This window comes from Alteromonas sp. V450 (assembly GCF_001885075.1).
GTDB lineage: Bacteria > Pseudomonadota > Gammaproteobacteria > Enterobacterales > Alteromonadaceae > Alteromonas.
On sequence record NZ_MODU01000004.1, the window covers coordinates 134,771 to 159,829 of the forward strand.

Here is a 25,059-nt window from a genome sequence, read left to right on the forward strand (position 1 = left end):
AATGCGCCCCGCACTCAGGCAGGGGCTCAAAACCTAGCTTTGAATGCGAGTTTCTATGGTGGGCTTTTGGTCCTCCCGCAATGATACTCTGTGAACCCGGTCAGGCCCGGAAGGGAGCAGCCGCAGCAGACGACTCATGTGCCGGGATGTGGCTGGAAGCCCGCCACCCAATTTTCATTCTCCTTCAGATTCCTTTTTACTACTCATATCATCGAGATACCGTATAGCCTTACTTATTGCATGCTCTACATTCATCTCCATTTGATTTCTCTCACTTTGCGGTAAGTAAAAAGCCATATCCACCTCATAGCGAATGTATCTAGGGGGAACTTGATTTAACGCCAAGCAGCAGAGGTCTGCTAAATAGTCTGGGCTCTTTGTTTTATCTAGACCAATTTTACTTATCCGTTCCAGCACAAGGTGTTCATAGTAATTGTGAATATCGTCGTCTAGTTTCATGCTGTGCGCCTTTATTTTAAATATATTAAGTATGAAGCTGCTACTGGACAATAAACTGTACAGATTAAAGCTAAGCTACTCAATGCTTTCCCGTGTTCTTAGTAAGGTATAGCCTGTATTCTGTCAATGTCGAGTACTGAAACGTGCATTGTTTGATTAACCGAAAGAGATAATAGGCCAGTTTCCAATGAAGAAAAATGTAGAGCCCTGCTATTACGGAGATTATTTACAACTGGAAAAAATTTTAGGTGCACAATCGCTGCAGAGCGAGAAGTATGGTGATGCAGCACATGAGGAGATGCTTTTTATCGTCGTACATCAAGTTTATGAACTATGGTTTAAGCAAATTCTCCATGAGCTCAATGCAGTCATAGATTGTTTCAATCAAACGGTTGTCAGAGATCAAGAATTACCACAAGTCGTTCATCGTTTACATAGAATCATTCAGATTCAAAAGTTAATGAATGACCAAATAGCCATTATGGAAACGATGACGCCTCAGCAATTTTTGTCTTTCCGTGACTATTTAGTACCTGCTTCGGGTTTTCAAAGCATACAGTTCAAAAGGCTAGAAATCTCACTTGGCCTAAAAAGAGATTTTCGGATAGATTTTGATAAACAAAGTTTTTATAACCGATTAACGGACGCCGACCGTGCGACACTTGAATCTTTAGAGAGCAAGCCAAGCTTATTTGAGCTCGTTGACAAGTGGCTAGCTCGTATGCCCTTACTAAAAACAGAGGGGTTTGATTTTTGGATATATTACAAAGACGCGGCGGACACCATGTTGGATGAGGATTATCACACAATTTTGACTAATCCAACGTTAACTGAAAAGGAAAAGCGGCAGGAGCTGAAAGAGTGGGAGGCGACAAAACGTAGCTTCGATGCAGTTTTTGATGAAGGGCTATTTGAAACCTTGCGTGCAGACGGAAAATTTCGATTAAGTCATAAAGCGCTCCTCTCTGCCTTATTTATAAAGCAATACTCAGAAGAACCTGTATTTAACTTACCATTCCAGTTAATAACGGCTTTAACAGAGATCGATGAACAACTGACCATCTGGCGATACAGGCATGCGATGATGGTGCAACGAATGTTGGGTACTAAAATCGGAACAGGCGGCTCGTCGGGTCATCATTATTTAAAAAAAACAACGGAGTCCAATCGTATTTATTTGGACTTCTTTAACATGGCGACATTTTTACTGCCGAAGTCGCGCCTTCCGACATTGCCTGTATCAATATGCAAATTATTGGGGAACTTCTATTCAAGCAGCGCTGCAAAAACGAAGTGGCCACAACTATGAAATTTGAATGAATTGTGCGCATGCTTTGAAAAACTAGAAAAATTCTTAAAAAAAACATGTTGTAAATGTCGTGTGCTGGTATGACCTGTTAAACAAGGTTTGTAATTTTCAACTGTTTAAATGTAACTTTTGAGGTGTTTTTGTAAGTAAATGTTAATGCACGCTTTTTTTATTCTATCAGCGTTTTTTTCAAACGGATTAATTCCTCAATTCCAACATTGCTGTAACAAATGCTTTACTAAAATAGGGTTTAATAAAAAAAAATTGAACTTTAAGAGTATCGTGCAGTCGCGACCGCTGTTGACCCCTATCGTTTGATGTGGTTATCATCATTATGAGGTTTAGACCTTTCTAATAACAATTCGTTTTAACGATATCTAACCACACGAGACCAAACGAGAATTTTCTTGAACTCGTGGTCCAGGGAGACAGTTCATGTTTACAACATCTAAGTTGGCTTTAGCAGTAAAGTTAGCTAGTGTGATCGGTGCAGCATCTTTCGCACTTTCATCACCAGTATTGGCTCAGCAAAATCAAGGGTCAGATACGGCTGCGGAAGAATCAGTTGAGAAAATCCAAGTAACAGGTTCGCGTATTCGTAGTCCGAACGCTGTATCTACAAGCCCAATCCAAACTGTGGGCGAAGTGCAAATCGAACAACTTCAGCAACCAGAGCTTGAGCGTGTTCTACGCCTTATGCCTGGTGTTATCCCAGGCGATAACAGCAGCGTAAACAACGGTACTGGCGGTGCTGCTACGGTTAACCTTCGTGGTTTAGGTGCTAACCGTAACCTAGTATTGATGAACGGCAAGCGTCTTGTGCCATACAACACGTCAGGTACAGTTGATACATCAATTATTCCAACAGCGCTAATTAAGAACGTTGATATCGTGACCGGTGGTGCATCTGCTGTATATGGTTCAGATGCGATATCTGGTGCCATCAACGTAATGCTTAAGGACGATTTTGAAGGTGCTGAATTAGAAGTTTCGCATTCTCGCACAGACAGCGCTGACGCAATGACTAAAAATATCTCTTTAACCGTTGGTGGAAACTTCGATGGCGACAGAGGTAACGCTGTTGTTTCTGCTAGCTGGTTAGACCGTGATCCGCTTCTTCTAGGTCAACGTGACCTGGGTAACTACGGTATTTCTACCAGTTCTGGTGCCAACTACCAGCAATTTCTAGACGGTGCTCCACCGGTTGCGCCTCCGGCGAACTGTGGCGACCAAACACCTAACGTTGTTGCGCCAGGTGGTGGTTCTGGTACTACCATGCCAACTCGTATGCAAATTCCAGGTGTACCTGGTGCAAACGGTCAGTTCCGTGATGATGGCACATGGGTAAATGGCCCAACGTGTAGTGCGTTCAACTTCAACCCGTTCAACTACTATCAAACGCCTGCTAAGCGTTGGTCTGCAACAGCTATCGGTCATTACGACATTACCGATGAGCATACAGCGTACTCAACTATTTCATTCACTAACACGAATGTTAAACAGCAAGTTGCACCATCGGGCATATTCGGTAGCGTATTTGACATCCCACTTGCTAACCCGTTCATGAGTGACGCAGCGCGCACAGCGTTCATTACTGCAGCTAATGAAAACATTGGCGCACTGAATGAGCAAAATGCAGTGGCAGCGGCTGCTGGTACTCCGCTAACATGGACTGATGTTAACGGTAACGGCGTTGTTGATGCTGAAGACCGTATGCGTACAACGTTCTTCCGTCGTACATTAGAATTAGGTCCTCGTTCTACTGAGTTCAACACTGATCAATTCCAGATTGTTGTAGGTATGGAAGGTTACTTGAACGACGAGTGGGCATACGACGTATCATTCCAGCATGGTGAAACAAACCGTGTTAACACATTTGCTGGCTACACAAATGTAGACAACATCGCAAACGCCTTGAACGCCGTTGAAACTGACAGATGTTTAACTGGCGGTGACGGCTGTGTACCGCTAAATATCTTCGGTGGTTTCGGTACTATCACGCCTGAAATGGCGGCCTATGCGTCTGCGACTGCTTTGTCACGCACTGAATACCAACAACGTGTGTTTATGGCAAACGTTGACGGCCCAATTGACAGCATCGTTTCTCCGTTTGCTGAAACGCCGCTACTAATGAGCTTTGGTTACGAGTATCGTGAAGACGCTTCAAACTTTACTCCTGACGAGTGTTTGAAACTTGCTCCTCGTAGCTGTCTTGGTGGTGCGGGTGGTAACTCACTTCCAGTAGGTGGTAGCTTCAAAGTTAATGAACTATTTGGTGAAGGCCGTCTAGCGCTTATTGAAGACGCTGATTTTGCTGAAGTACTAGAACTTGAATTTGGTTACCGTCACTCTAACTTCGACACTGTAGGTGACGTAGGTGCTTGGAAACTAGGTCTTGCATGGCGTCCAACTAGCGAGCTTCTTGTACGTGCAATGAATCAGCAAGCGACGCGCGCACCAAACGTAGGTGAGTTGTTCGCGCCTTCTACAGGTTCACTAGACAACGCTGAGTCTGACCCTTGTTCAGTAGCAAATGCAACCGAGCTAGCAGGAAATGCAGAACTTCGTGCACTTTGTGTTGCAACAGGCATGACTGAAAGCCAAGTTGGTCAGGTTGAAGATATCATCGAAGGGCAAATTAATACCTTCTCTGGTTCAAACCCTGCGGCGCTACCTGACGAAGAAACTGCGAAGACATTTACTGCGGGTCTTGTTTGGACGCCAGAAGTGAGCTGGGCGACCTCTGCACTTGTGTCAGTTGATTACTATGACATCGACGTAGAAGGTTACATCGGTACTAACAGCCCTCAAGAAGTACTAGACGGTTGTTACAACCTTGGTAACTTGGCACAGTGTGCTCAAATTAATCGTGTAGGCGGTGGTCTACTGTTAGACGGTTCTGGTATCTCTACGTTTACTACAAACCTAGAGTGGCTAAGAACACGCGGTCTTGAAGTTAGCTACAACTTTAACTTTGATATAGGTGAGTACGGTAACTTAAGCCTGAATGGTAACTTGAACCACTATCTTGAGTCTGAAAGCTTGAGCGCACCGACGTCTGAAGTAATCGACTGTAAAGGTTATTACGGCTCTAACTGTAACCCTCAGCACCAGACTCGCTCGGTTAACCGTGCAACGTGGAGCTATGAAGATTACTCTGTTTCAGTACTTTGGCGCTACCTAAGCGACATCGAGCGTGAACCAGGCGTTATCGATAGCACTTTTGCACCGTTCCAGTCTATCGGTTCATTTAGCTACTTCGACCTGTTCGCTAATTATCAGGTTACTGATTATGCAACGCTAGCATTCGGTATCGACAACATGTTCGATAAAGCGCCGCCAGTTGTTGGTGGTCAGGCTGCTGCTACGTCATACAACGCGGGTAATACATTACCTGCTCACTATGACACATTGGGACGTACATATCGTTTCACACTTACTATGAGCTTCTAAAGTTTAGGTAAGAGCAAATGAGTAGAGAGCCCCGCGATTGCGGGGCTTTTTTTGTTATGTGCGAAAAATATGGTGATGCGAATCGCTCAAGCGGAGTTGTCGGTGGTTTGTTCCTTGATTGATAGATTAAAATAAAGCGTAATCAACGCGTTAACGCGTTGTATAGCGATTGAAAAAAATAACAAAAAAGCGATAGCGTTTTGTGAACGAGAAGCGGATGGCCGCTTTCTTATTCTTATGTAAGAGCAAGGGGCTACTTAATTGTTTATTGAATGAGCAATCAGTTAAATGATTTATAAAGCACAGACCCTGCTAACTTGACTCTAGGCGCTAATCCATGTGAATATACAACGTTCGTAGTGTCTGTTATTAATACGAACGCTACATTCCTGAAACAAAATTGTGAAAGTTTTATACGCCCCTTGCCCGAATAATTTCCTATCGGCGAGGATTCAAATAAGAAATTTGGTTGGGAACTATGTCCAAAATGAGCAAGAGAACTCTTATTGCTTCTACTGTTATGGGTGCCTTCGCACTAACAGGTAGCGCAGTCTCTGCAGATACGCTAGAAGATCTTCATAAAGAAGAAGCGAAAATCCACGCGGCTGCAGCGAAATCTCAAGAAAAAATCAATACGTTGTTTGAGCAGTCTCAAGAACTTCTTGTTGAGTATCGTCAAACAGTCGATGAGACAGAAAACCTTAAAATCTATAACGATTACATCGCAAGCCTTGTTGCTGATCAGCAGCGCGGCATAGACTCACTTCAACGTCAAATCGACAGCATCGAACAAACGAAGCAAGGTATCGTGCCGCTAATGTTCCGTATGATCGATAGCTTAGAAAAGTTCATCAAGTTAGATCGTCCAATCCGTTTAGAAGAGCGCCTTAACCGCGTAGAACGTCTTCGTGATTTGATGGCTAACTCAAACGTGACTGTTTCTGAACAGTTCCGTCAGGTTCTAGAAGCTTACCTTGTAGAAGTTGAGTACGGTACAAAAATCAATTCATATCAAGGCACTATAGACGACGCTGGTACAGAAGTAACGGTTGACTTCTTTAACCTAGGTCGTACAGCGCTTTTAGCGCTTTCTCTTGATCAAACTCACGCGTGGGTTTGGAACAACGAGAGCCGCTCTTGGGAGAAGCTGGGTGACGAGTACCTATCTTCGACTATTGACGCAGTGAAGATGGCCAACGGCACCATTCCTGCAGAACTAATTAAACTACCAATTAGCGCAGCGGAGTAATTGTTAATGAAACCAGTATTCAAAACTCTTTTAGCCGCTGCGGCAGTTGCAGTTGCGGCAACCGGAGCGCAAGCTCAGGAAGCAAAGAGCCTTAAGGACCTTTTAGAGCAAGTGAAACAGAACCGTGTTTCTGAGGCGCGTCTAGACAAGCAGCGCGAAGCTGAGTTCCAGTCAGCGCGTGCTGACAAGCAGGCTCTTTTAAGAAAAGCACAAGCTGACCTTAAAGCAGAGCAGGCTCGTGGTGACCGTCTACAGAAGCAATTCTCAGACAACGAAGTTACACTAAACGAGAAAGCTGCTGAGCTTGATCAAGCAACAGGTACACTTGGTGAAATGTTCGGTGTGGTACGTCAAGCTTCTTCTGAAGCATACGGCCGTATCTCTACGTCTATCGTAAGTGCACAGTTCCCAGGTCGCAGCCAATTTTTAGCTGAAATGTCAGAAGACTCTAAAGGTCTACCTAACATCAAAGAGCTAGAAGACCTTTGGTTTGCGTTACAAAAAGAAATGACTGAAGGTGGTGAAGTTGTTAAGTTCACAACTGAAGTTGTTAATCTTGACGGTGGGTCGTCGCAACAAGAAGTGCTACGTGTTGGTACGTTTAACCTTGTAGGCGAAGCAGGTTACCTAGCTTATGACGCTGAATCTGAGGTTGTTCAACCACTAGGTCGCCAACCAGACGGTCACTATGTTAGCTCTGCAAAAGATCTAATTGATGCTACATCTGGCTTTACTCCGTTCTACGCTGACCCTTCTCAAGGTGGTATTCTTGGACTATTGAAGCAAAAAGCAACAATGTCTGAGCGTTATCATGCTGGTGGCCCAGTAGGTTACACAATTACGCTTATGCTTGCTGTAGGCCTATTGATTGGTCTTTACAAGATGATCACGCTAACAATCACCGGCGGCAAAATGCGTTCACAACTTAAGAACGTGAATAGCCCTTCTGAAGGCAACCCGCTAGGTCGCATCCTTAAAGTTTATCAAGAGAACAAAACTGCTGATGCAGAGAACCTTGAACTTAAACTTGATGAAGCGATTCTTCGCGAGCTTCCAAAAATTGAAAGCGGCATCAACGTAATCAAGATTTTCGCAGCGATTGCGCCACTACTTGGTCTACTTGGTACCGTACTTGGTATGATTGAAACTTTCCAAACCATTACATTATTCGGTACTGGTGACCCTCGTATGATGGCAGGAAGTATCTCAATGGCACTTGTAACTACAGCTCAGGGTATTATTGCGGCACTGCCTCTAATTCTTACTCATAGCATCGTAGCTTCTCGTAGCAAGTCAATCATCCACATTCTTGATGAGCAAACTGCGGGTATCGTAGCTGCTCACACAGAGTCGGAGAAGGCGTAATATGAATTACCTGATTGGATTATTTGAATCGGTCAGGGACTTTATCGCTACCGGCGGTGACGTACTTTATTTCGTTGCTGCCGCGCTCTTTCTCATGTGGGTTTTAATGATTGAGCGTTACTGGTATTTAACCTCGGTCTTTCCAAAGGTGAAGAAAAACATCATCGCAAATTGGGATGCCCGAGCTGATACCACTTCATGGTATGCGCATAGAATCCGTGACGCGTGGATTTCTCAAGCGTCAGACGACCTAAACGCTAGAATGCTGATTATCAGAACTATCATCGCAATGTGTCCTCTAATAGGACTTCTTGGAACGGTGACAGGTATGATCAGCGTATTTGAGACAATGGCAACACAGGGCACCAGCAACGCCCGTCTAATGGCAGCTGGTATCTCTATGGCAACTATCCCTACTATGGCAGGAATGGTTGCAGCGCTATCTGGGCTGTTCATCAGTTCACGTCTTGAAGCGAAAGTGAAGCTGGCAAGAGAAGGGCTAGTCGATAGCCTGCCACATCATTAGAGAGAGAGATTATGGCTCGAAAAGTCAGAACCGAGGAAGAAGATGCACAGATTGATATGACGCCCATGCTGGACATCGTATTTATCATGCTAATCTTCTTTATCGTTACCACTGTTTTCGTTAAAGAAGCAGGGATTGAAGTTAACAAGCCAGATGCGAGCCAGGCCGTTCTTCACAAGAATGCAAACATTTTCATTGCTGTAACCGAAGATGGAAATGTATGGCTAGATAAACGTGAAGTAGCGCCGGACAGCGTTAGAGCGAATATTGAACGACTGCTTACCGAGCAGCCAACTGACTACGTAATCATTCAAGCTGATATAAAAGCGAAGCATGGTTTGGTAGTTGAAATTATGGATCAGGTTAAAGCCGCTGGCGTTAACCGAGTCTCGGTAGCGGCAAGGGGATAAGATGTTACGTATAATTGTATCTATATTATTAGGTGCTGGTGTTGCATTTGCCCTTTTCGTTCTGATGGCTAAGTTGATTGAGAACTCATCTAGACCAGCAGACGAAGTGCCTCCTGCACCGGTCATCGATATTGTAATGCAGGAACCCGACGATCAAACGCAAACGCGTACTCGTGTTCCACCACCACCGCCTCCTCAGCCTCCTAAGATGGAGCAAGTGGAGCCGGAAGCAGCAGAACCTGATGCTGATGGATTTAGTCTAGCTATTCCGTCTATAGACACAGGTGGTGTTGGTATTAACATCGGTGGAGTTGGCGCAATGCAGCGTGATGGTGAAGCTACACCAATCGTTCGTATAGACCCGAAATATCCACCTGATGCGGCTCGTGATGGGCGCGAAGGTTGGGTTAGGCTATCTTTCACTATCAATGAAATTGGTGGTGTTGAAGATATCGAAGTTATTGAAGCTGAACCTAAGCGAGTATTCGACCGCGAGGCACGTCGTGCTTTACGTAAGTGGAAATACAAGCCTAAGATTGTTGACGGCAAGGCGGTTAAACAAACCGGTATGTTCGTTCAACTAGACTTTAAACTGGAGCAATGATCATGATGAAACGTAAATTCAAAATGTCAGCTGTTGCTTTAGTGCTAGGTGCAAGTGCGGTGCTTTCAGCACCTGCTGCCCTAGCGCAAACTGCGCCAATTGTTTGTCCAGGTTATGAAAAAGACAAGACTAACTTGGTTGGCGAGCGTACCGGTAAAAAAGTCCAGAAAGCATTCGAACTCTACAATGAAGAGTTAGTTAATGAAGCGCTAGACGTCCTTTATGAAATTGATCCTTCTGACGATTTTGATAAAGCGTACGTTAACCGCTTCATTGGTAATCTTCTAGCTGCGATGGAAGGTCAGGGCGGAAAGGCTTATACCTATCTTGTTAAAGCAGTAGAAAATAAAGCACTTAACGACCTAGAGCATGCTCAAACACTTAAATTGCTTGGCGATTTGAGTATGCAGGAAGAAAAGTACAATGATGCAGTAAATTGGTATGATCAGTGGATGGACTTTACGTGTAAAGAAGATGCTGATGTGTACACGCGCTTGACCCAGGCTTATTACGAATCCAAGCAATTGGATAAGATGATTGAGCCTGCGGATAAAGCGATTGCATTATACGAAAAGCCCAACAAAAACCCATATGTTTTGAAGCTTACGTCGTATTACGAGCGTAAGATGTATAAAGAAACTGTTGAGGTTGCTGAGGAGCTTGTTCGTAACTTCCCTGAGGAACCACGTTGGTGGACTCAGCTTGGTATGTTTTATCTTCAGGTAGAAGAGTACAAGAAAGCACTGTCAATTTTCGAGCTTGCCGATATGCAAGGGTTTCTTGAAAAGGAAAGTGAAGTTAAGGCCTTATCGCAGCTTTATCAAAGCAATGGTATGCCTTACCGTGGTGCCAAAACACTTGAAAAGTTCATTAAAGCCGGTGTTCTTGAAGAAGACGCTGAAATGACTGCAAGTATTGCTAACGCTTATCACTCTGCGAAAGAGTTCAAAACAGCTGCAAAACTATACGGTAAAGCTGCTGCTGCAAGTTCTGATCCAGAGTATTTCCGCAAGCAAGGCACGTTGCTTTTAGTTGCTGAAGACTACAAGGGCGCGGTAAAGGCACTTGAAAAAGCGCTTGAGCGTGGAATTGAAGATCCGGAAAAGATTCACTTCACGCTTATGGAAGCGAATTTTTATGCTGGTGATTATCGCGCCGCATATGCTCATGTTAAAGAGGCAAGAAAGGACCGTTCTTTACGCAGAAATGCGGATGCATGGGAACCTTACATTAAAGAAAAAGCTAAAAATCGCGGAATTAAATTATAATTCGCCGATGATTAGTCTAAAAAGCCTCCAGTTTGGAGGCTTTTTTTTGTGGGGGACCGGCAAAAGCGGAAAGCCCGCACTTTTTGTAGAGTTCTAATTTGGAGAGGAACTACTATAGTAATGGTAACCCACAGTGAATAAGAACTTTGTATGTCTCCTCTAGCGCATAATCACAGTAGCTGACTAGCATGTTTATGTTATTAAGTCCCTGAACTTGGTGACAGTTTGTTTATATCCTTGCACGTCTAGCAGCTTAGCTAGTACTTGCATGTCTGGTTCTTGTTGTGTAAACAGCGCTGCGATTTCTGGATGAGATTTAAAGACTGAAATGATTTTTTCGATTTCATCAGTGTAGAGCGTTAGTCTAGAGTTTTTGCTTGCTAATGCTTCTATGGATATTGCTTTCAGTGTGGGCCAAACGTCATCTATTGTTCGTGTGCCGCGCAAAAATTGCGAGAGCTTTTGCGTATGAATGTAGGCAACGTCTCTACAAAGTTCGCCAAAACGGACATGGGTAAGATTAGACGACAAAAGCGACGCGAGTTGTTGCGTAACATCGACTGCGCGTTGTGAAATAGGATAGATAGCAAGCGCGCTGGTCTCTCCGCTGGCTTTGTTTGGTTTTCTGCCATTATCGACAATAGAAAAATCGTTTTTTGACCAAAATGAATTCAACGATTTTGTTTTTCCATATGAAGTTGTAACAGCATCAATACCTTGTTCACTCGCACATTTTTTTATCTCGTCAACAATGCGACAGCCAATACCTACACCTTGAAAATCCGGCGAGACGGCTATTCTGTTAATTCTCCAATAACGATACGATGCATGCCTAGCGTTTGCTGTAAGCAACGCAATACGTTGCGCACTCAAGTGTCCTTTTGGCCTGCGCTCTCCAGAAGCAATTTTTTCAGCTAAGTTCTGTAATCGCTCAGTTCCTTCTATATTAATTACCGCGGCACCCAAAATCATATTGTTATGTTCAACAATCTGCAAAATCACATCTGGGCTATCTATTATCCGCATAAGGTCATCGGGTGTAGTTTGGTAATGAGCAAGAGAAAGTATCGACATGACTTGTTCGATAGCGTTGTTTTCAAGCTCTTCAAACCCGGTTTGCCTAAGTGCTGGAGCGTTGTTATTTATTGTTGTAGCGGATGTGGGAAGTGCTTTTTCCATTAAAAATACAGAGTTGATAAAGTGCTCTAGCACGTCATCAGGAAACCAGCGAATTGGGGTTAATAGAGAGTATTGTTTAACCGTGTTGCCTGCGCTTTGACAGTCAGTTTGTTCTAACAATCGGGGAAGTAGCTTTTGAACAAACCCTTTTCCACTGCCTTCATAGCCTTGCACTGTTGTGCTTAGTAACCATTGCTTATTTGCTTGCACTATATTGTTAACAACGTTGATTGGCAAAGAAGCAGCTTCATCGACAATAACTATGTCGAATTCTTTATTGGTCTTTAAGAGTATTGGGTTATCGGGAGCCACCCACTTTACGGCTCCAAAATTGTCAAGATGATCGCCCTTTGTCGGTGCGCTAATTGCGTCGGATGCTTGTGTTTGATTTACTGGATATAGGTGTTCAAAAACCTTTGAAACATTTTCACGTAAACTACTCGTTATAAGTACATGTTTACCTTGCTGCAGCAAATGTTGTGTGAATAATGCGAGTAATGTGGATTTGCCCCGTCCTCTTGGTGCCGTCAAAGTGGCTTGCAGCGTGTTGGCGTGTTCTTCCTTTACAAGCTGTTCAAAAACATGTTTTTGTTCAGCAGATTTAAACATTGTGCTACAAAATTTGGTCACGTCATCACGATGGTACGTCTTAGTTTTCGGGCGAGTAAATGCGCCATTCTCATACATCGCAATCCATTTGTTTTGCTTAATAAGTTCGATTAAACGCAAAATGTATCTGCTTTTTTGCTGTGAAAAGCCATGTGACGTTGATAGTGGAGTAAAATGAAAGGGCCACTTTGAAAAGTCAGGACATACGATTATTAAGCAGCCTTCTGCTCTTATGGTGCCAGCGACTGCTGTAATGATACTTGGGCTGAATTTTTCACGACAATCTATTATCGCAATATCATTTTCACTGCCTAACGCCCGCTGGCGCTTTTTGCCTGACAGTTCGTCGTAACTAAAAAGTTTTAAACATACACCAGAGGGTACACAATCTGTGACGGTTTTTATTGTGTTATCGCAGAACGTATTAGAACCGGATATAACTAAGAGCCGTCGATGGTAAAACGCAGTTTGTGCTATTCGTTTAGATGAGTAGGGCTCAAAAAGCCATCTAGTATATTGTTCTAGCGCCATGTAAGAAATTTTTCGGTATAATATTGAGATATAGTAGCGATTTATACAGAGGAATTCGAATGCGCTTTCTTTCTCGGCGTCTTGTTATGCCAAACGACCTTAATTACGCCAACTCTTTATTCGGCGGCCGCGCGTTAGAATGGATAGACGAAGAAGCTGCAATTTGGGCGATTTGTCAGCTAGAAACTAATTGCTTGGTTACCAAGCATATTGGTGAAATTAGCTTCGAATCTCCGGCTATGCAGGGCGATATTGTCGAGTTTGGACTTCAAACTAAAGCAGTTGGCCGCACATCCATTACCGTCAGCTGTCTGGTGCGCAACAAAGCGACGAAGAAAACTATCTGTTTTGCCGATGATATCGTATTTGTTAAGGTTGACCCAGAAACACGTCAACCAACGTCACACGGCAAAACATTAGAAGGCCTAAAAGCCCAGACTGATGATGAAGTACGTCGTCTGAATATGAATACTGAAGCTTAATAGACTATAAACCTCAAAGCCTTATATCATATAAAAATTATGACGTTAGCTTAACGTCTTATCCGCTTGACGGCGTATATCTAACTGGTAGACTCCGTCGCAGATGTTGACGTTGCTAGTTTTAGTCGCTCAACGCTATACCAAGGGGTGTCCGTTTTCGGTCTGAGATCCACATTCGTGGGAACCCTTAAACCTGATCCGGATAATACCGGCGTAGGGATGGTTCACAACATAGCCTTATCACCTGCCGTTAGACCCGGATCCTTTTTCTTAAATAAGAACAAGAGATCCCATGTATAAAACACTTTTCACTCTTTCACTGCTCGCTAGTTCTGTTGCGGCTTATGCGCAAGAAACTGCAACAAGTGACACTACAAATAGTGCACCTTCGGATATAGAACGCGTCGTCGTATCAGGTGATTTTCGTCAAACCACTTTGGATCAGTTAAGTGCTAGCGCGACTATTTTAGACCAAGAACGTCTTCGCAGCAGACAGCCTTCTCATATTGACAGCGTGCTAAACAGTATTCCAAATGTGAACTTTGCTGCTGGCGCATCTCGTGGCCGCTTCATACAAATACGTGGTATTGGCGAGCGTAGTCAGTTCGCCGAGCCTATCAATCCTTCGGTAAGCTTTATCGTCGATGAATTCGATTTTTCAGGTCTAGCTGCAGCAGGCCTCATTTTCGATACCAAGCAGCTAGAGGTCTATCGAGGCCCTCAGGCTACCTTGTATGGTACAGGTGCATTGGCTGGTGCAGTTAAACTCTCTAGTAATGATGTGGGTAGCAACTCCCCAGACTATGTTGAAGCCCGCATTGGGAACAAAGACAGTTACCGTATTGAGGGGGCCACTGGAGATGATATAAGTGCTGATTGGGGATATCGCGTTGCACTTGTACATAACCGAAGCGATGGCTTTGTAGAAAATACCTTTTTAGATAGAAGTGACACCAATAATATTGACGAAACCGCGTTGCGGTTCGCTTTAGAAGGTAACATAGACAAGCGGACTACGCTTGCGCTTACCTATCGCTGGTACGATATTGATAATGGCTATGATGCGTTTTCGCTCGATAACGACAATAAAACGCTTTCAGACGAGCCTGGTTTTGATGAGCATCAAACCCACGCGGTAAGTGCCCGTTCTACCACGTCGACATCAGGTGGTGACTTTATCCTTATAGCCACCCATGCTTCTCACAATATTGCTTATGGCTACGATGAAGATTGGACATTTACAGGTTTTCATCCCGATGGTTACACGTCTTTTGACGCGTATTACCGCGATGTTGAAACGCAAACTGGCGAGATCCGTTTCGTATCGTCCGAAGAAGCGGCGCTTTTTGGCGGCATGACTGATTGGACATTAGGTATATTTTACAAAAGTACGGAAGAGAAGCTACGTCGCCAATACACGTATTTAGACGGTGATTTTGCGAGTAAATATTCGCCAACCACGACTGCTATTTATGCCCAGACAGAAAGTGATCTGAACGATAATTTGGTACTCGTTGCCGGATTGAGGCTAGAAAACTACGACTTTGACTACGCGGATAACAATCAACTAGCACGCGCGTTTGATACAACTATGGTTGGCGGTAAAGTTGCGCTTCAGTATACGCAGGGCAACCACTTTTATTACGGCAGTATTTCACGTGGGTTTAAAGGTGCGGGCTTTAACCCTGACAGCCGAGTAAACGATAATCAGCGATTCTTCGACGAAGAATACAATTGGAACTATGAGGTAGGTGTAAAAGGACCGCTGCTTACGCCTGATCTTATTGCTCGAGCTGCAATTTTCTACATGGATAGGACAGACACGCAGGTGAGTGATTTTGACGTTATCACCCGTGATGACGGCACGGCAGGATTTGTAGACATTATAGATAATGCAGACTTAGGCACAAACAAAGGGGCGGAACTTGAGCTTACTTGGTTTGCTAGCGATGCATGGCAGCTAGATGCAAGCGTTGGTTACCTAAGCGCTACATTTGAAGGATATACACTCGCAGACGGAACTGAAGTGACTGAGCAAAGACAGGCTCAATCACCTAAATGGACGGCAAACGTTTACAGTGAGTACGCATTTACAGACACCATGCTTTGGCGTGTAGATGTAGACTATAAGAGCGAATACCGTTTTTCTGACGGACATAATGTAACCGCGCCAAGTACAACACTGGTTAATTCTGAAATTGTAGTGTTACACGGCGATTGGCAGACCTCACTTTGGGTTCAAAATGCATTTGATCGCGAATACTATACTCGTGGATTTGGTGGTTTCAGCAACGACCCTCGCGATGGGTATGCTTTTGAAGAGCCGTATTACCAAATAGGTAACGGTCGTCAGTTTGGCGTTACTGTTAAGTACGCGTTTTAAAATAAAAGGAAACAGGCATGCAAGTTATGGTTGAACTGTCGTTGTACCCTTTGGTTAACGAATATATTCCACCTATTCAAAATTTTATCGATAGGTTAAATGGCTATAGTGATATCACGGTTTCAACAAGTTCAACCAGCACGCAGGTTACGGGTGATTACGGTGTGGTTATGAAGGTACTTGGTGAAGAAATGCAAAGAACCCATGAAGAAGTGGGGCAGGCTATTTTCGTGGCTAAGTTCTTAAACTTCGATGCCATGCAATCACGAAAATCCTCGTAATGGCTAGCTTCTTATCTGAGTTTACCTCACAAATTGCCGCTACTTCGCTTTTAGAGTGGGTAGCGGTTGTCCTCGCGATTGCCTACGTATTATTGGCTGCAAAACAAAATAGCTGGTGTTGGCTGTGCGCTTTTGTAAGTACTGCAATTTACACTTGGCTCTTTTGGCAGGTAACCTTGCCATTTCAGTCGGCGCTAAACTTCTTCTACATGATAATGGCGGGATACGGTTATTATCAGTGGTCGAAAGGCGCGGAAGACGGCGATGTTAAGCCAGTGCTGCATTGGCCGCCTTGGGCACATTTGCTCATTGTTCCGAGTATGTTATTGCTCGCTTGGGTTCTGTCTGAGGTGGCAGGCTCACAGTTCAATAGTGAGTACCTACTACTAGATGCGAGCATTAATTTATTGAGTGTAGTCACAACATTTATGGTGGCGCATAAAATTCTGCAAAACTGGGTTTATTGGTTTTTCATTAATTTAGCGTCCGCTTATTTATACCTGCAAGTGGGTTATGCATTATCTGCTTGCCTGTTCTTAGGCTACGTAGGTTTTGCGGTATTTGGGTATTACCAGTGGCTGGTACAATATAAAAAACAAGGTGAACAGGTTGGGTATCATCGCCACGCTGCAAAAGGCGCTTAATCTTAGTGACAGTGCGAAAATATCGGTACACCCTGCTGGTGCGGTAAACCATGTTTACCGTGTTCAAGACCCGTTGAACAATCTATTACATGTAATTAGTGAAGATAACCTTCAAAGTCGTTCTCAGTATCTTACCGACACCCCTGTCGATTTGGCCGTTAAATGGATGGGTAATGATGACTTTAGTGGAGTTAATCGTGAGCACCAATTTGCGTTGCAGCAACAGCTTTATAGGTTGGGAGTAGCGCCGCAACCTATATGGTTAAGCGATGATGAAACCATCTGGGTTGAGCAGTGGCTAGAGCACAGTGACAGTGCGACGCTTTCCATGCTTGAGCTGGCCAACATCCTCGCTCGTATTCATTCTTTGCCCATTACCGCTAGGCCATTAGATTTAGCATCAAGATGGCAGCACTATATTGATGTTGCTCAGTTCGATATAAGCAGTGAGCTTTATTCAAAAGCCCAATCATTGCACAAAAAAGTAATAAAAAGTGAACAAGACGATGACGACTATGTGCTATGTCATAATGACTTGCTAACTAATCACGTATTACTGAGCGTAGATAACTCACTCAAAATTATTGATTGGGAATATGCCGCCATGGGAAACCGCTACTTCGATTTAGCAAGTTGCTGCCTCATCAATAAACTTGAAATCAATGAAAGTAGAGAGCTCGTTAAGCATTACGCCAAGAGCATGAACATTGATGAGCACAACGCGATAGCGAAATTTGATCTGCACAGCGAGATTGTCGCTGTCACTAATGACCTGTGGTTTGCTGCGCTTAACGCCCATAAAGTTTAATGGTCATAAACTGCTCCGCACTTAAAACTGACATAATATAAAAGTCAGTGTAAAGCGGGCAATAAGACAAAACACAAGTTGTGGATAACGCCTATTTGGTGTTATTCGATTGAAAAAACAGCGCATTGCGTGTTAATTAAGCATGCAGTGCATGGTAGTGATAAAAAGGCTTTACCTTTTTAATGTCATCCGTATAATGCACAGCGCGCTAGGGGTGTAGTTCGAATTGGTAGAACAGCGGTCTCCAAAACCGATGGTTGGGGGTTCGAGTCCCTCCACCCCTGCCACTTTCTCTTCTTGTGAATGTTTACGTTCCAATCCTAAATCGTTTCTTTTGCTAAAATCTTCTTAAATTTTCTTGGTTTCTGTTGCTAGTGCTTGAGTTTTCGCTGCAGCTGTTTCATTTCTTTTTATACCAAAAGCTGAGTATTCTAAATTACGTGAGTAACACTGAATAATTAAGGCTTGTGAAATAAAGAGCGAGTACAATCCAAGCAAAAGAGCGCGATAGTTATTCAACCAAGCCTGCAACTTTAGTAAACTAATCAAATATAATGAACTATCCACGTTAGGTTTTGTTACGCAATGTCTCTTACTTCATATCAGCAGGCGGTTTTACAGGAAATGGAGATCCCGGTTTGGATCACCAAAGACGCCCACACTGAGCTAAAGCGGGAAGACCAAGCGAAACAACATAACACTAATGCAGCACAACGCAACGTTGGCACTGCTAGTAGTTCAGCGACACAATTACCCCACAGCCAAAACGCTCAGACTAATAAGCCGCCTTCAACGCCAATTTCTCAAGAAGAAAAACAGTCACGGCTTGCTCAGTTGAGGGCAAATGTTGGCAGTAGTAGCGCGAAAGATAAAGCTAAGCCTAAAAACAGTGGGGCAGCTAAACTTTCTACGCATGGCACGTCGCACAATGAAGAGAAAGTAGGGCAAACCGAAACAGGTGCTTCACAGTCACACAATATTTCACCGTCTTACGACAATGCAGTTGCCTCGCATGAGTCTTTAACAAAATCTACTGGCGCAAAAGGGCCGGTATCGCCAGAGGGTATCCCGTTAAGTGCTGAACAGAAAGCGAAATCACAGCAATGGCTCAAAGACTTGCAGCTAGCCTGTGTTCAGTTAGGTATACCGTCACAGTGGGCTAGCACCATAATGATTGGCCGTACGCTATCGGTAACCGAAACCGCCATTATATTGCCAGCTACACCGCTTAAACTCACAACTGCGCAAAAGCGTGAGCTGTGGGCGCAGCTTATCAGCGCAGCAGGCGCATTAAACCACTCCGCTAACGGCCAGTAGTCTTGTCGATGAAATTGACCATCGTACCGCCGCAAGGCTTTAACGAGCACATAGAACAAGCGCACGCTATCCATCAAGAGGCGCAAGTGTCGCCTTGGAAACTAAGTACCTTCGCAAACTGTTTCACCAAACCCTATTACGGGGTATTCGCCTTTGATAACGACAAGATTGTTGGCTATGCCATTATGCTTGAAGTCGTGGATGAAGCTACGCTGATGGATATTGCGGTAGACAGTGGCGCTAGGGGCAAGGGTATAGGTCGCGCTTTAGTTGATTTTGTCATTGAGACATCGGTGAAAAATGCAGTGCGTGAAATGTGGCTAGAAGTGCGTGAAAGTAATCATACTGCTATAGCGCTTTACGAGAGCTCGGGGTTTGAGCATATAGAAACCCGCAAAAACTATTACACCGTAAAAAGTAATGATAGCGGTAATGACAAGAGTAATGGAAACAGCGCGCAAAAAGAAAACGCTAAAATCATGAAGTGGACAAACCTCACCTTAGCTTAGTTATTGTATCCCTAGGCATATACGTTTCGCGAATATCAAAGCACTATCTGAACTCAGCATACGCTTTCAGACCATAGCGGCCCGTGTTTAAATTAAAACACGCCACCATCAAGCAAGGTAGAAATAGCATGGCTAAAGTGCTCAACAAAGCGATAGTCTCATCAAAGCGATTTGCTATTAATGTGGTTACCTACAAAGAGGGTCATAGCGTGTTAGAACACAACGACCCTATGGGCAGCGGGCGTTACTTTAAATTTAATGTGGTACTAAAAAAGCCGAATCGCGGTGGTCAATTTTGGGCAGAGAAAGTCATCTTTAATCTCTTCAACCGCATCTACTTTTTTCGGCCAGATAAGTACATGCACAGCGTTAGCAAAATAGAAAAAGGGGAGCGGAAGCTGCTGTCTGTTGCATTGTATCTGTAAGCCAACGTGTTTATCAGTGATTAACCTCCCGTATAGCAAAGTTTCCACAAGGTTTTAAAAAGTTGACCATTTGGTCGATAAGTTGGCGTGTTTGCACGTTCAGGAAGGTTTTAATCCCTTGCTAATTCACTTATATTTGCGCCCGTAAAATTCTCCGCCTACATTCAGCTTACCGGGCGGTAGAAACTTCTCTCAACGCAGTTCGTGTAATTGGATTTTTTAAAACGCATGTCTTCATCATCGGTGGCGGAAAAAGAGCAATCAAAAGGCATTAAAATGCTATTGGTTGCGGTGTTGTGTTTAGGACTTAACTGGCCAGGCATGAAATTAGGGCTTGAGGTTGTAGGGCCTGTATGGATGGTGTGCTTGCGCTTCTTGTTAAGCCTTCCCGTACTCGCGCTGTTTGTACTTATCACCAAAAAACGTTTACCAGTGCTTAATCGTAAAGATCGCTCGGTGGTGTTTGTGGTTGCCTTTTTCCAGTTTATCCTATCAATGGGGCTTATTACTGTCTCGCTGCAGTTTATCCCCGCGGGCACGGCCAGTATTCTTATTTACACCACACCGCTTTGGATGCTGCTTATCGACACCCTATGGTATCGACAACGCCCGCCCTCTAAGCGGTTAATTCTTACCGGTATATCTACCATTGGCTGTGCAATGATTTTATTTGCTTCGGGGCAACCAGGCGCATGGCTACCGCTCTTTGGTATGTTGCTGGCATCTGCATTGTGGGCGGTAGCTATTCGAAGAGTGTCTTTTCACAAGTGGAAGGGAAGCGTCATTGAAGCTGTATTCTGGCAGTTTACCATTGCAGGTTTCGCCATGCTCGCTATTGCGCTTATGATTGAACCAACACCTAATTTTGGGGCTTATGATATAAGCGATTGGTTGTTACTGACGTATATTGGCCCTGTGGCAACGGGTCTAGGCTTTGGGCTTATGGTAGCAGCGGGGCCTAAATTACCCCCAGATAAAATTGTTCTTATTAGTACACTCACTCCGATAGTGGGTTATGTAAGCTCTGTAATATTGCTTAAAGAAACGCTACTGCCTATGGTTATGGCCGGTGCAATATTGATGATAGCCGCGCTAATAGTAAATGGCCTTCCTCAAAGCACACTTAAAAAGATATTAGGCAAAGGCCACGCGAAATAAAGGTAGCTTAAAGGGTTAGTCGGGGCTGTATAAAATCTAAAAACGCAGAGATACGAGACGATACCGCGCTATTTTTATAGTATACCGCTTGTACTGACTCTCTACGGTTTGGACTGACAATATCATCGCTAAATAGCTCAACCAGCGAGCCTGCACTGATATCTTTGTGTACCATAAAGTGAGAAAGTAACGCGATACCTTGACCTGCCAAGCACAGCTGGCGAATAGTTTCGCCGCTTGACGCACGAAGACTGTACTGCAAGTTGATATCTTGCTTGAGCGGCCATTTATTTAAAATCGGTGAGTCACTAAAGCCAATCAGTTTGTGTTTGTTTAGCGTGCTAATTCCACTTTCGTCTTCAGATATGGGATATTTTTCAAGATACTGTGGGCTTGCCACAATATGCAGCTTACTTTTTCCTAAACGTCTAGCGTGCAAGTTAGAGTCGCTTAAATCACCAATACGTATTGCAATATCGGTTTTGTGCTCTAACAGGTCGATAATGCTGTCATGACTGGTGATATCGAGCGTTATGTCAGGAAATGCTTCTCGAAATTCACCCACTAACGGCGCTAGCTGGTGGAATACAAACGGGCTCGCGGCATCAACCCGAAGTTTTCCAGAAGGGGCGCGCTTTAATAGCCGTAATGCTTCTTCACCTTTTTCTAATGTATTTAGCCCGTCTCTGGCATATTGCAGGAAAAGCTCACCTTCTTCTGTTAGTTCCAGCCGTCTGGTAGTGCGATTCAACAGGGTTACATCTAAGCCATCTTCAAGACGAGTAACCGCCCTGCTGACCTTCGCAACTTGCTGATTAAGTAGATTGGCGGCACTGGAAAAACTACCTGTATCCACAACGGTTAGGAACGCTTCTAAATCTTCAGTTTTTGATGAGACTGGCATCGCACACCTTATATTTTCAAATATCGCAAAAGTATTTTGTCATTAGTGCTGTTTTTTGCAAATAAATTTATCGTCAAACTGTACGCACTTTATTAATGGCTTTCAAAAAACGGTGTAGTTGTTCGTTCTAGAGGCCAATGGTGGCGTTGTTAATCAAGCCATCTCGTTAATTACTTTTTGAGGATAATTGAAATGCCTATTGCATTATTTGCGTTAACGTTAAGTGCGTTTGCTATTGGCACAACAGAGTTCGTGATAGTGGGGCTTGTCCCCACCATTGCTACCGATCTTGGCGTTACGTTACCGAGCGCAGGCTTACTGGTAAGCTTGTACGCCGTTGGTGTTGCCGTTGGCGCACCGGTTCTTACCGCCCTTACGGGAAAGTGGAATAGAAAGCATGTTCTGCTTAGCTTAATGGCGCTATTTGTGGCTGGTAATATTCTTGCTTGGCAAGCGCCTAGCTACGAGAGCTTAATTTTAGCTCGCATTTTGACAGGCTTAGCGCACGGTGTGTTCTTTTCCATAGGATCAACTATTGCTACAGGGCTAGTGGCGAAAGAAAAAGAAGCCAGTGCTATTGCCGTTATGTTTACAGGCTTAACCGTAGCCTTGGTTACTGGCGTACCTTTGGGTACCTGGATTGGTCAAAACTTCGGTTGGAGAGCAACCTTCCTTGTGGTTTCTGCGCTTGGCACGCTTGCGCTAATTGGCAGTGCGTTGCTGGTACCGAATAATCTTAAACAAAGTAAACCGGCCACCATGAGTGAACAAATGAAGGTATTGGTTCAGCCTCGTCTGGTATTAGTGTATCTAATGACGATTTTGGGCTATGGCGGTACGTTTACGGCATTTACGTATCTAGCGCCTATATTGCAAGAAGAGGCGGGGTTTGCGCCCTCAGCCATCAGCTTAATTATGCTGGTTTACGGTGTATCTGTTGCGGTAGGCAATATTTATGGCGGCAAGCTTGCTGACAAAAAAGGTCCAATTAGCGCGTTAACAATCATCTTTTCAGCCCTTGCGGTCATCTTATTTGCCCTGACGTTTACCATGGGCAGTAAAGTTGCCGCAGTGATCACTGTTTTAGTATGGGGCGCCTTTGCCTTTGGCAATGTTCCAGGACTTCAGGTGTACGTTGTTCAATTAGCAGAGAAGTTTACCCCTAATGCTGTTGATGTGGCGTCAGGTTTAAATATCGCGGCATTTAACATTGGCATAGCAGTGGGTTCAATTCTAGGCGGTGCAATTGTAGACGGCATGCAGTTATCTGATACCGCGTGGATTGGTGCAATCATTTCTGTTGCAGCGTTACTTGTTACACGTTACAGCGGCCACTTAGACAAGCGCGCACTCAGTACGGCGGCGAATAACACAACGAGCGCGTAGGGAGGTCACAATGACGACAAATACCTTTGATAAGCTTGCACAACATACGTTCTCAGTAGGTGTAGAGCTTCCGCTAGATAACGACTGGGCGCATTTCGACGCCACAGAAGGTACGCCATTCGGCGTACCTGATATGACCGAGCATCACAGCCGTATTCAGCTAGCCGACAAACTAGGGTTTAAAGCAGCGTGGGTACGAGATGTACCAATTTACGACCCTAGCTTTGGTGATGCAGCTCAGGTTTTCGAAACCTTCACTTACTTGGGCTATTTAGCGGGTATCACAGACAATATTCTATTAGGCACAGCCGCTGTTGTTTTACCTCTTAGGCAGCCATGGCTTGTTAAAAAGGCGGCAGCAACGGTGCAGCAGCTAAGTAACGACCGCCTTATACTCGGTGTAGCCAGTGGGGATAGACCGGTTGAGTATCCGTTGTTCGATGTCGATTTTGACAGTCGTGGCGAGCAATTCAGGCAGTCACTTGAAATTGTAAAGCACGGTGAGAATTCCCTTAAGCCTGGCATGTCGCTGTTACCACGTTCAACCACGCCGCCATTGTACGTTGCAGGGCTCGCTCAGCAAAGCCCTCAGTGGGTTGGAGAAAATATGGATGGTTGGCTGGCGTATCCAGGTACACCGAACGACCATGTAAAGCGCGTAGAACTATGGCGAAATGTCGCAGGCAATAAGCCGTACGTTAGTTTTATTCATCTGAACTTGGTTGAAGACGATGAAGCGCCCATAAAACGCCACCGATTCGGGGTTGAAACTGGTGTAAATGGGCTTATCAAAGAACTCAATGCAATGAAAGAAGCGGGGGTTGATCATATTGGCCTGCACTTCAGACGTAATACGCAACCAGTAGAAGACGCGATGCAGCGCATTGCTGACAACGTATTACCTCACTTTCATAAATAACGGAACCAACAAGGAGGCATCATGCCGAATGTAAATCAGTCACAATCTAAAATTCCTTCGCTAGGTGTAGGCACGTTTCGCTTAAAAGACGATGAAGCCTATAACAGCGTGACAATGGCACTTGAAGTGGGTTTCCGTCACATTGATACGGCGCAAATTTACGGCAATGAAGAAGCGGTAGGTCGCGCTATTAAAGACGCTATTGCAAATAATCTTGTTGCACGTGAAGACCTTTACGTCACCACCAAGGTGTGGAATGACAAGCTGAATAAAGCAAGCTTTGTGGATAGCGTAAAAGAGAGTTTGGAAAAGCTTCAACTGTCGTACGTTGACCTGCTACTTATTCATTGGCCGTCACCGGAAAACGGCGAAAGCATGGAAGAGTACCTAGGTGAATTGCTGCGCGTTAAGGAACTGGGACTCACAAAAGAAATTGGTATTTCTAACTTTACCGTGGCACAAATTGAAGAAGCGGTGAGTATCTTGGGTGAGGGCGTTATTTCCACGAATCAGGTAGAGGTACACCCTTATCTTACTAATGAAAAAGTGCGTGCAGCGTGTGAGAAACACGGTATCACAGTGACAGGATATATGCCGTTTGCTGTTGGTAAAGTGTTAAAAGATGAGACCATCATTGCAATTGCAGATAAGCACGGCGTGAGCACTGCTGAGGTAGTGGTAGCTTGGGAGCTGGCCCATGGTTTAGTCACTATTCCATCGTCGACCAAGCGCAAGAACCTAGAAACCAATTTCAAAGCGCTTGAACTTATCTTAAACGCTGACGATATCGCAAAGATTGACGCGCTAGATTGTGGCGACCGTCAAGCTAACCCAGATTTTTCACCTGCGTGGGACTAATTGGATAAATCACCGTGTTAAGG

The 25,059-nt window shown here is 44.3% G+C and carries 23 protein-coding genes, 1 tRNA gene, 1 other RNA gene and 1 riboswitch; of the genes, 22 read left to right on the forward strand and 3 right to left on the reverse strand.

Annotated features, from left to right (window positions below; genetic code table 11):
• The first annotated feature begins 64 nt into the window (after positions 1-64).
• Positions 65-161, forward strand: an RNA gene (gene ffs / locus BK026_RS00635) — signal recognition particle sRNA small type.
• Positions 162-174: 13 nt separating this feature from the next.
• Here ffs and BK026_RS00640 read toward each other — a convergent pair.
• Complete coding sequence (locus BK026_RS00640) at positions 175-459, reverse strand: late competence development ComFB family protein (RefSeq protein ID WP_071814065.1); 285 nt, start codon at positions 457-459, stop codon at positions 175-177.
• 187 nt (positions 460-646) lie between these two features.
• Here BK026_RS00640 and BK026_RS00645 point away from each other — a divergent pair, with 187 nt between their 5' ends.
• The 8 genes from BK026_RS00645 to BK026_RS00680 all read left to right on the forward strand — a co-directional run bounded on the left by BK026_RS00645 (position 647) and on the right by BK026_RS00680 (position 10,643).
• Positions 647-1,768, forward strand: a complete 1,122-nt coding sequence (locus BK026_RS00645) for a tryptophan 2,3-dioxygenase family protein (protein WP_071814066.1) — start codon at positions 647-649, stop codon at positions 1,766-1,768.
• Positions 1,769-2,203: 435 nt separating this feature from the next.
• Positions 2,204-5,221, forward strand: a complete 3,018-nt coding sequence (locus tag BK026_RS00650) for a TonB-dependent receptor domain-containing protein (protein WP_071814067.1) — start codon at positions 2,204-2,206, stop codon at positions 5,219-5,221.
• 487 nt (positions 5,222-5,708) lie between these two features.
• On the forward strand, positions 5,709-6,470 hold the full coding sequence (locus BK026_RS00655) for a DUF3450 domain-containing protein (protein ID WP_071814068.1): 762 nt from the start codon (positions 5,709-5,711) through the stop codon (positions 6,468-6,470).
• A gap of 6 nt (positions 6,471-6,476) precedes the next feature.
• The gene (locus BK026_RS00660) at positions 6,477-7,835 is read left to right on the forward strand and encodes a MotA/TolQ/ExbB proton channel family protein (RefSeq protein ID WP_071814069.1); all 1,359 of its coding nucleotides are present in this window, start codon (positions 6,477-6,479) and stop codon (positions 7,833-7,835) included.
• A gap of 1 nt (position 7,836) precedes the next feature.
• On the forward strand, positions 7,837-8,361 hold the full coding sequence (locus BK026_RS00665; protein WP_012517736.1) for a MotA/TolQ/ExbB proton channel family protein: 525 nt from the start codon (positions 7,837-7,839) through the stop codon (positions 8,359-8,361).
• 11 nt (positions 8,362-8,372) lie between these two features.
• On the forward strand, positions 8,373-8,771 hold the full coding sequence (locus BK026_RS00670; protein WP_071814070.1) for a biopolymer transporter ExbD: 399 nt from the start codon (positions 8,373-8,375) through the stop codon (positions 8,769-8,771).
• A 1-nt stretch (position 8,772) separates the two neighbouring features.
• Positions 8,773-9,375, forward strand: coding sequence for an energy transducer TonB (locus BK026_RS00675; protein ID WP_071814071.1), 603 nt, complete (start codon positions 8,773-8,775; stop codon positions 9,373-9,375).
• Between the two features lie 2 nt (positions 9,376-9,377).
• The gene (locus tag BK026_RS00680) at positions 9,378-10,643 is read left to right on the forward strand and encodes a lipopolysaccharide assembly protein LapB (RefSeq protein WP_083575139.1); all 1,266 of its coding nucleotides are present in this window, start codon (positions 9,378-9,380) and stop codon (positions 10,641-10,643) included.
• A 192-nt stretch (positions 10,644-10,835) separates the two neighbouring features.
• Here the strand turns inward: BK026_RS00680 and BK026_RS00685 are convergent, their stop codons facing one another.
• Positions 10,836-12,962 carry a GNAT family N-acetyltransferase gene (locus BK026_RS00685; RefSeq protein WP_071814072.1) on the reverse strand — a complete coding sequence of 709 codons (2,127 nt, stop codon included), beginning with the start codon at positions 12,960-12,962 and terminating at the stop codon, positions 10,836-10,838.
• 59 nt (positions 12,963-13,021) lie between these two features.
• Between BK026_RS00685 and BK026_RS00690 the strand changes: the two genes are divergently transcribed.
• The 10 genes from BK026_RS00690 to BK026_RS00740 all read left to right on the forward strand — a co-directional run bounded on the left by BK026_RS00690 (position 13,022) and on the right by BK026_RS00740 (position 20,969).
• Positions 13,022-13,444 (forward strand): acyl-CoA thioesterase, encoded by a 423-nt coding sequence (locus BK026_RS00690; protein WP_071814073.1) that lies wholly within the window; start codon positions 13,022-13,024, stop codon positions 13,442-13,444.
• 133 nt (positions 13,445-13,577) lie between these two features.
• A riboswitch (TPP riboswitch) is annotated at positions 13,578-13,681 on the forward strand.
• Positions 13,682-13,736: 55 nt separating this feature from the next.
• Positions 13,737-15,827: a TonB-dependent receptor gene (locus BK026_RS00695; protein WP_071814074.1), complete on the forward strand. Its 2,091-nt coding sequence runs from the start codon at positions 13,737-13,739 to the stop codon at positions 15,825-15,827.
• 17 nt (positions 15,828-15,844) lie between these two features.
• Positions 15,845-16,108, forward strand: coding sequence for a hypothetical protein (locus BK026_RS00700; protein ID WP_071814075.1), 264 nt, complete (start codon positions 15,845-15,847; stop codon positions 16,106-16,108).
• Complete coding sequence (gene pnuC, locus BK026_RS00705) at positions 16,108-16,752, forward strand: nicotinamide riboside transporter PnuC (protein WP_071814076.1); 645 nt, start codon at positions 16,108-16,110, stop codon at positions 16,750-16,752. Before BK026_RS00700 ends, pnuC begins: the two co-directional genes overlap by 1 nt.
• Positions 16,709-17,560 carry a phosphotransferase gene (locus BK026_RS00710; protein WP_256253548.1) on the forward strand — a complete coding sequence of 284 codons (852 nt, stop codon included), beginning with the start codon at positions 16,709-16,711 and terminating at the stop codon, positions 17,558-17,560. Before pnuC ends, BK026_RS00710 begins: the two co-directional genes overlap by 44 nt.
• Before the next feature lie 210 nt (positions 17,561-17,770).
• A tRNA-Trp gene (locus BK026_RS00715) sits at positions 17,771-17,847 on the forward strand.
• A gap of 298 nt (positions 17,848-18,145) precedes the next feature.
• Positions 18,146-18,877 carry an alanine acetyltransferase gene (locus BK026_RS00725; RefSeq protein ID WP_071814079.1) on the forward strand — a complete coding sequence of 244 codons (732 nt, stop codon included), beginning with the start codon at positions 18,146-18,148 and terminating at the stop codon, positions 18,875-18,877.
• An 8-nt stretch (positions 18,878-18,885) separates the two neighbouring features.
• Positions 18,886-19,386 (forward strand): ribosomal protein S18-alanine N-acetyltransferase, encoded by a 501-nt coding sequence (gene rimI / locus BK026_RS00730; protein WP_071814080.1) that lies wholly within the window; start codon positions 18,886-18,888, stop codon positions 19,384-19,386.
• Between the two features lie 128 nt (positions 19,387-19,514).
• Positions 19,515-19,811: a hypothetical protein gene (locus BK026_RS00735; RefSeq protein WP_071817412.1), complete on the forward strand. Its 297-nt coding sequence runs from the start codon at positions 19,515-19,517 to the stop codon at positions 19,809-19,811.
• A gap of 228 nt (positions 19,812-20,039) precedes the next feature.
• Positions 20,040-20,969, forward strand: a complete 930-nt coding sequence (locus tag BK026_RS00740) for a DMT family transporter (protein WP_071814081.1) — start codon at positions 20,040-20,042, stop codon at positions 20,967-20,969.
• A gap of 7 nt (positions 20,970-20,976) precedes the next feature.
• Here the strand turns inward: BK026_RS00740 and BK026_RS00745 are convergent, their stop codons facing one another.
• Positions 20,977-21,873 (reverse strand): LysR family transcriptional regulator, encoded by an 897-nt coding sequence (locus BK026_RS00745; protein WP_071814082.1) that lies wholly within the window; start codon positions 21,871-21,873, stop codon positions 20,977-20,979.
• A gap of 192 nt (positions 21,874-22,065) precedes the next feature.
• On the opposite strand from BK026_RS00745, the gene BK026_RS00750 reads away from it, so the two are divergent.
• From BK026_RS00750 to dkgB, 3 genes are read left to right on the forward strand one after another with little or no spacing between them, the layout of a single operon-like run.
• Positions 22,066-23,259 carry an MFS transporter gene (locus tag BK026_RS00750; RefSeq protein WP_071814083.1) on the forward strand — a complete coding sequence of 398 codons (1,194 nt, stop codon included), beginning with the start codon at positions 22,066-22,068 and terminating at the stop codon, positions 23,257-23,259.
• A 10-nt stretch (positions 23,260-23,269) separates the two neighbouring features.
• A complete protein-coding gene (locus tag BK026_RS00755; RefSeq protein WP_071814084.1) occupies positions 23,270-24,178 on the forward strand; it encodes a TIGR03571 family LLM class oxidoreductase in 909 nt (302 codons plus the stop codon).
• A 21-nt stretch (positions 24,179-24,199) separates the two neighbouring features.
• Positions 24,200-25,036 carry a 2,5-didehydrogluconate reductase DkgB gene (gene dkgB / locus BK026_RS00760; RefSeq protein WP_071814085.1) on the forward strand — a complete coding sequence of 279 codons (837 nt, stop codon included), beginning with the start codon at positions 24,200-24,202 and terminating at the stop codon, positions 25,034-25,036.
• The last annotated feature ends 23 nt before the right edge of the window (positions 25,037-25,059 follow it).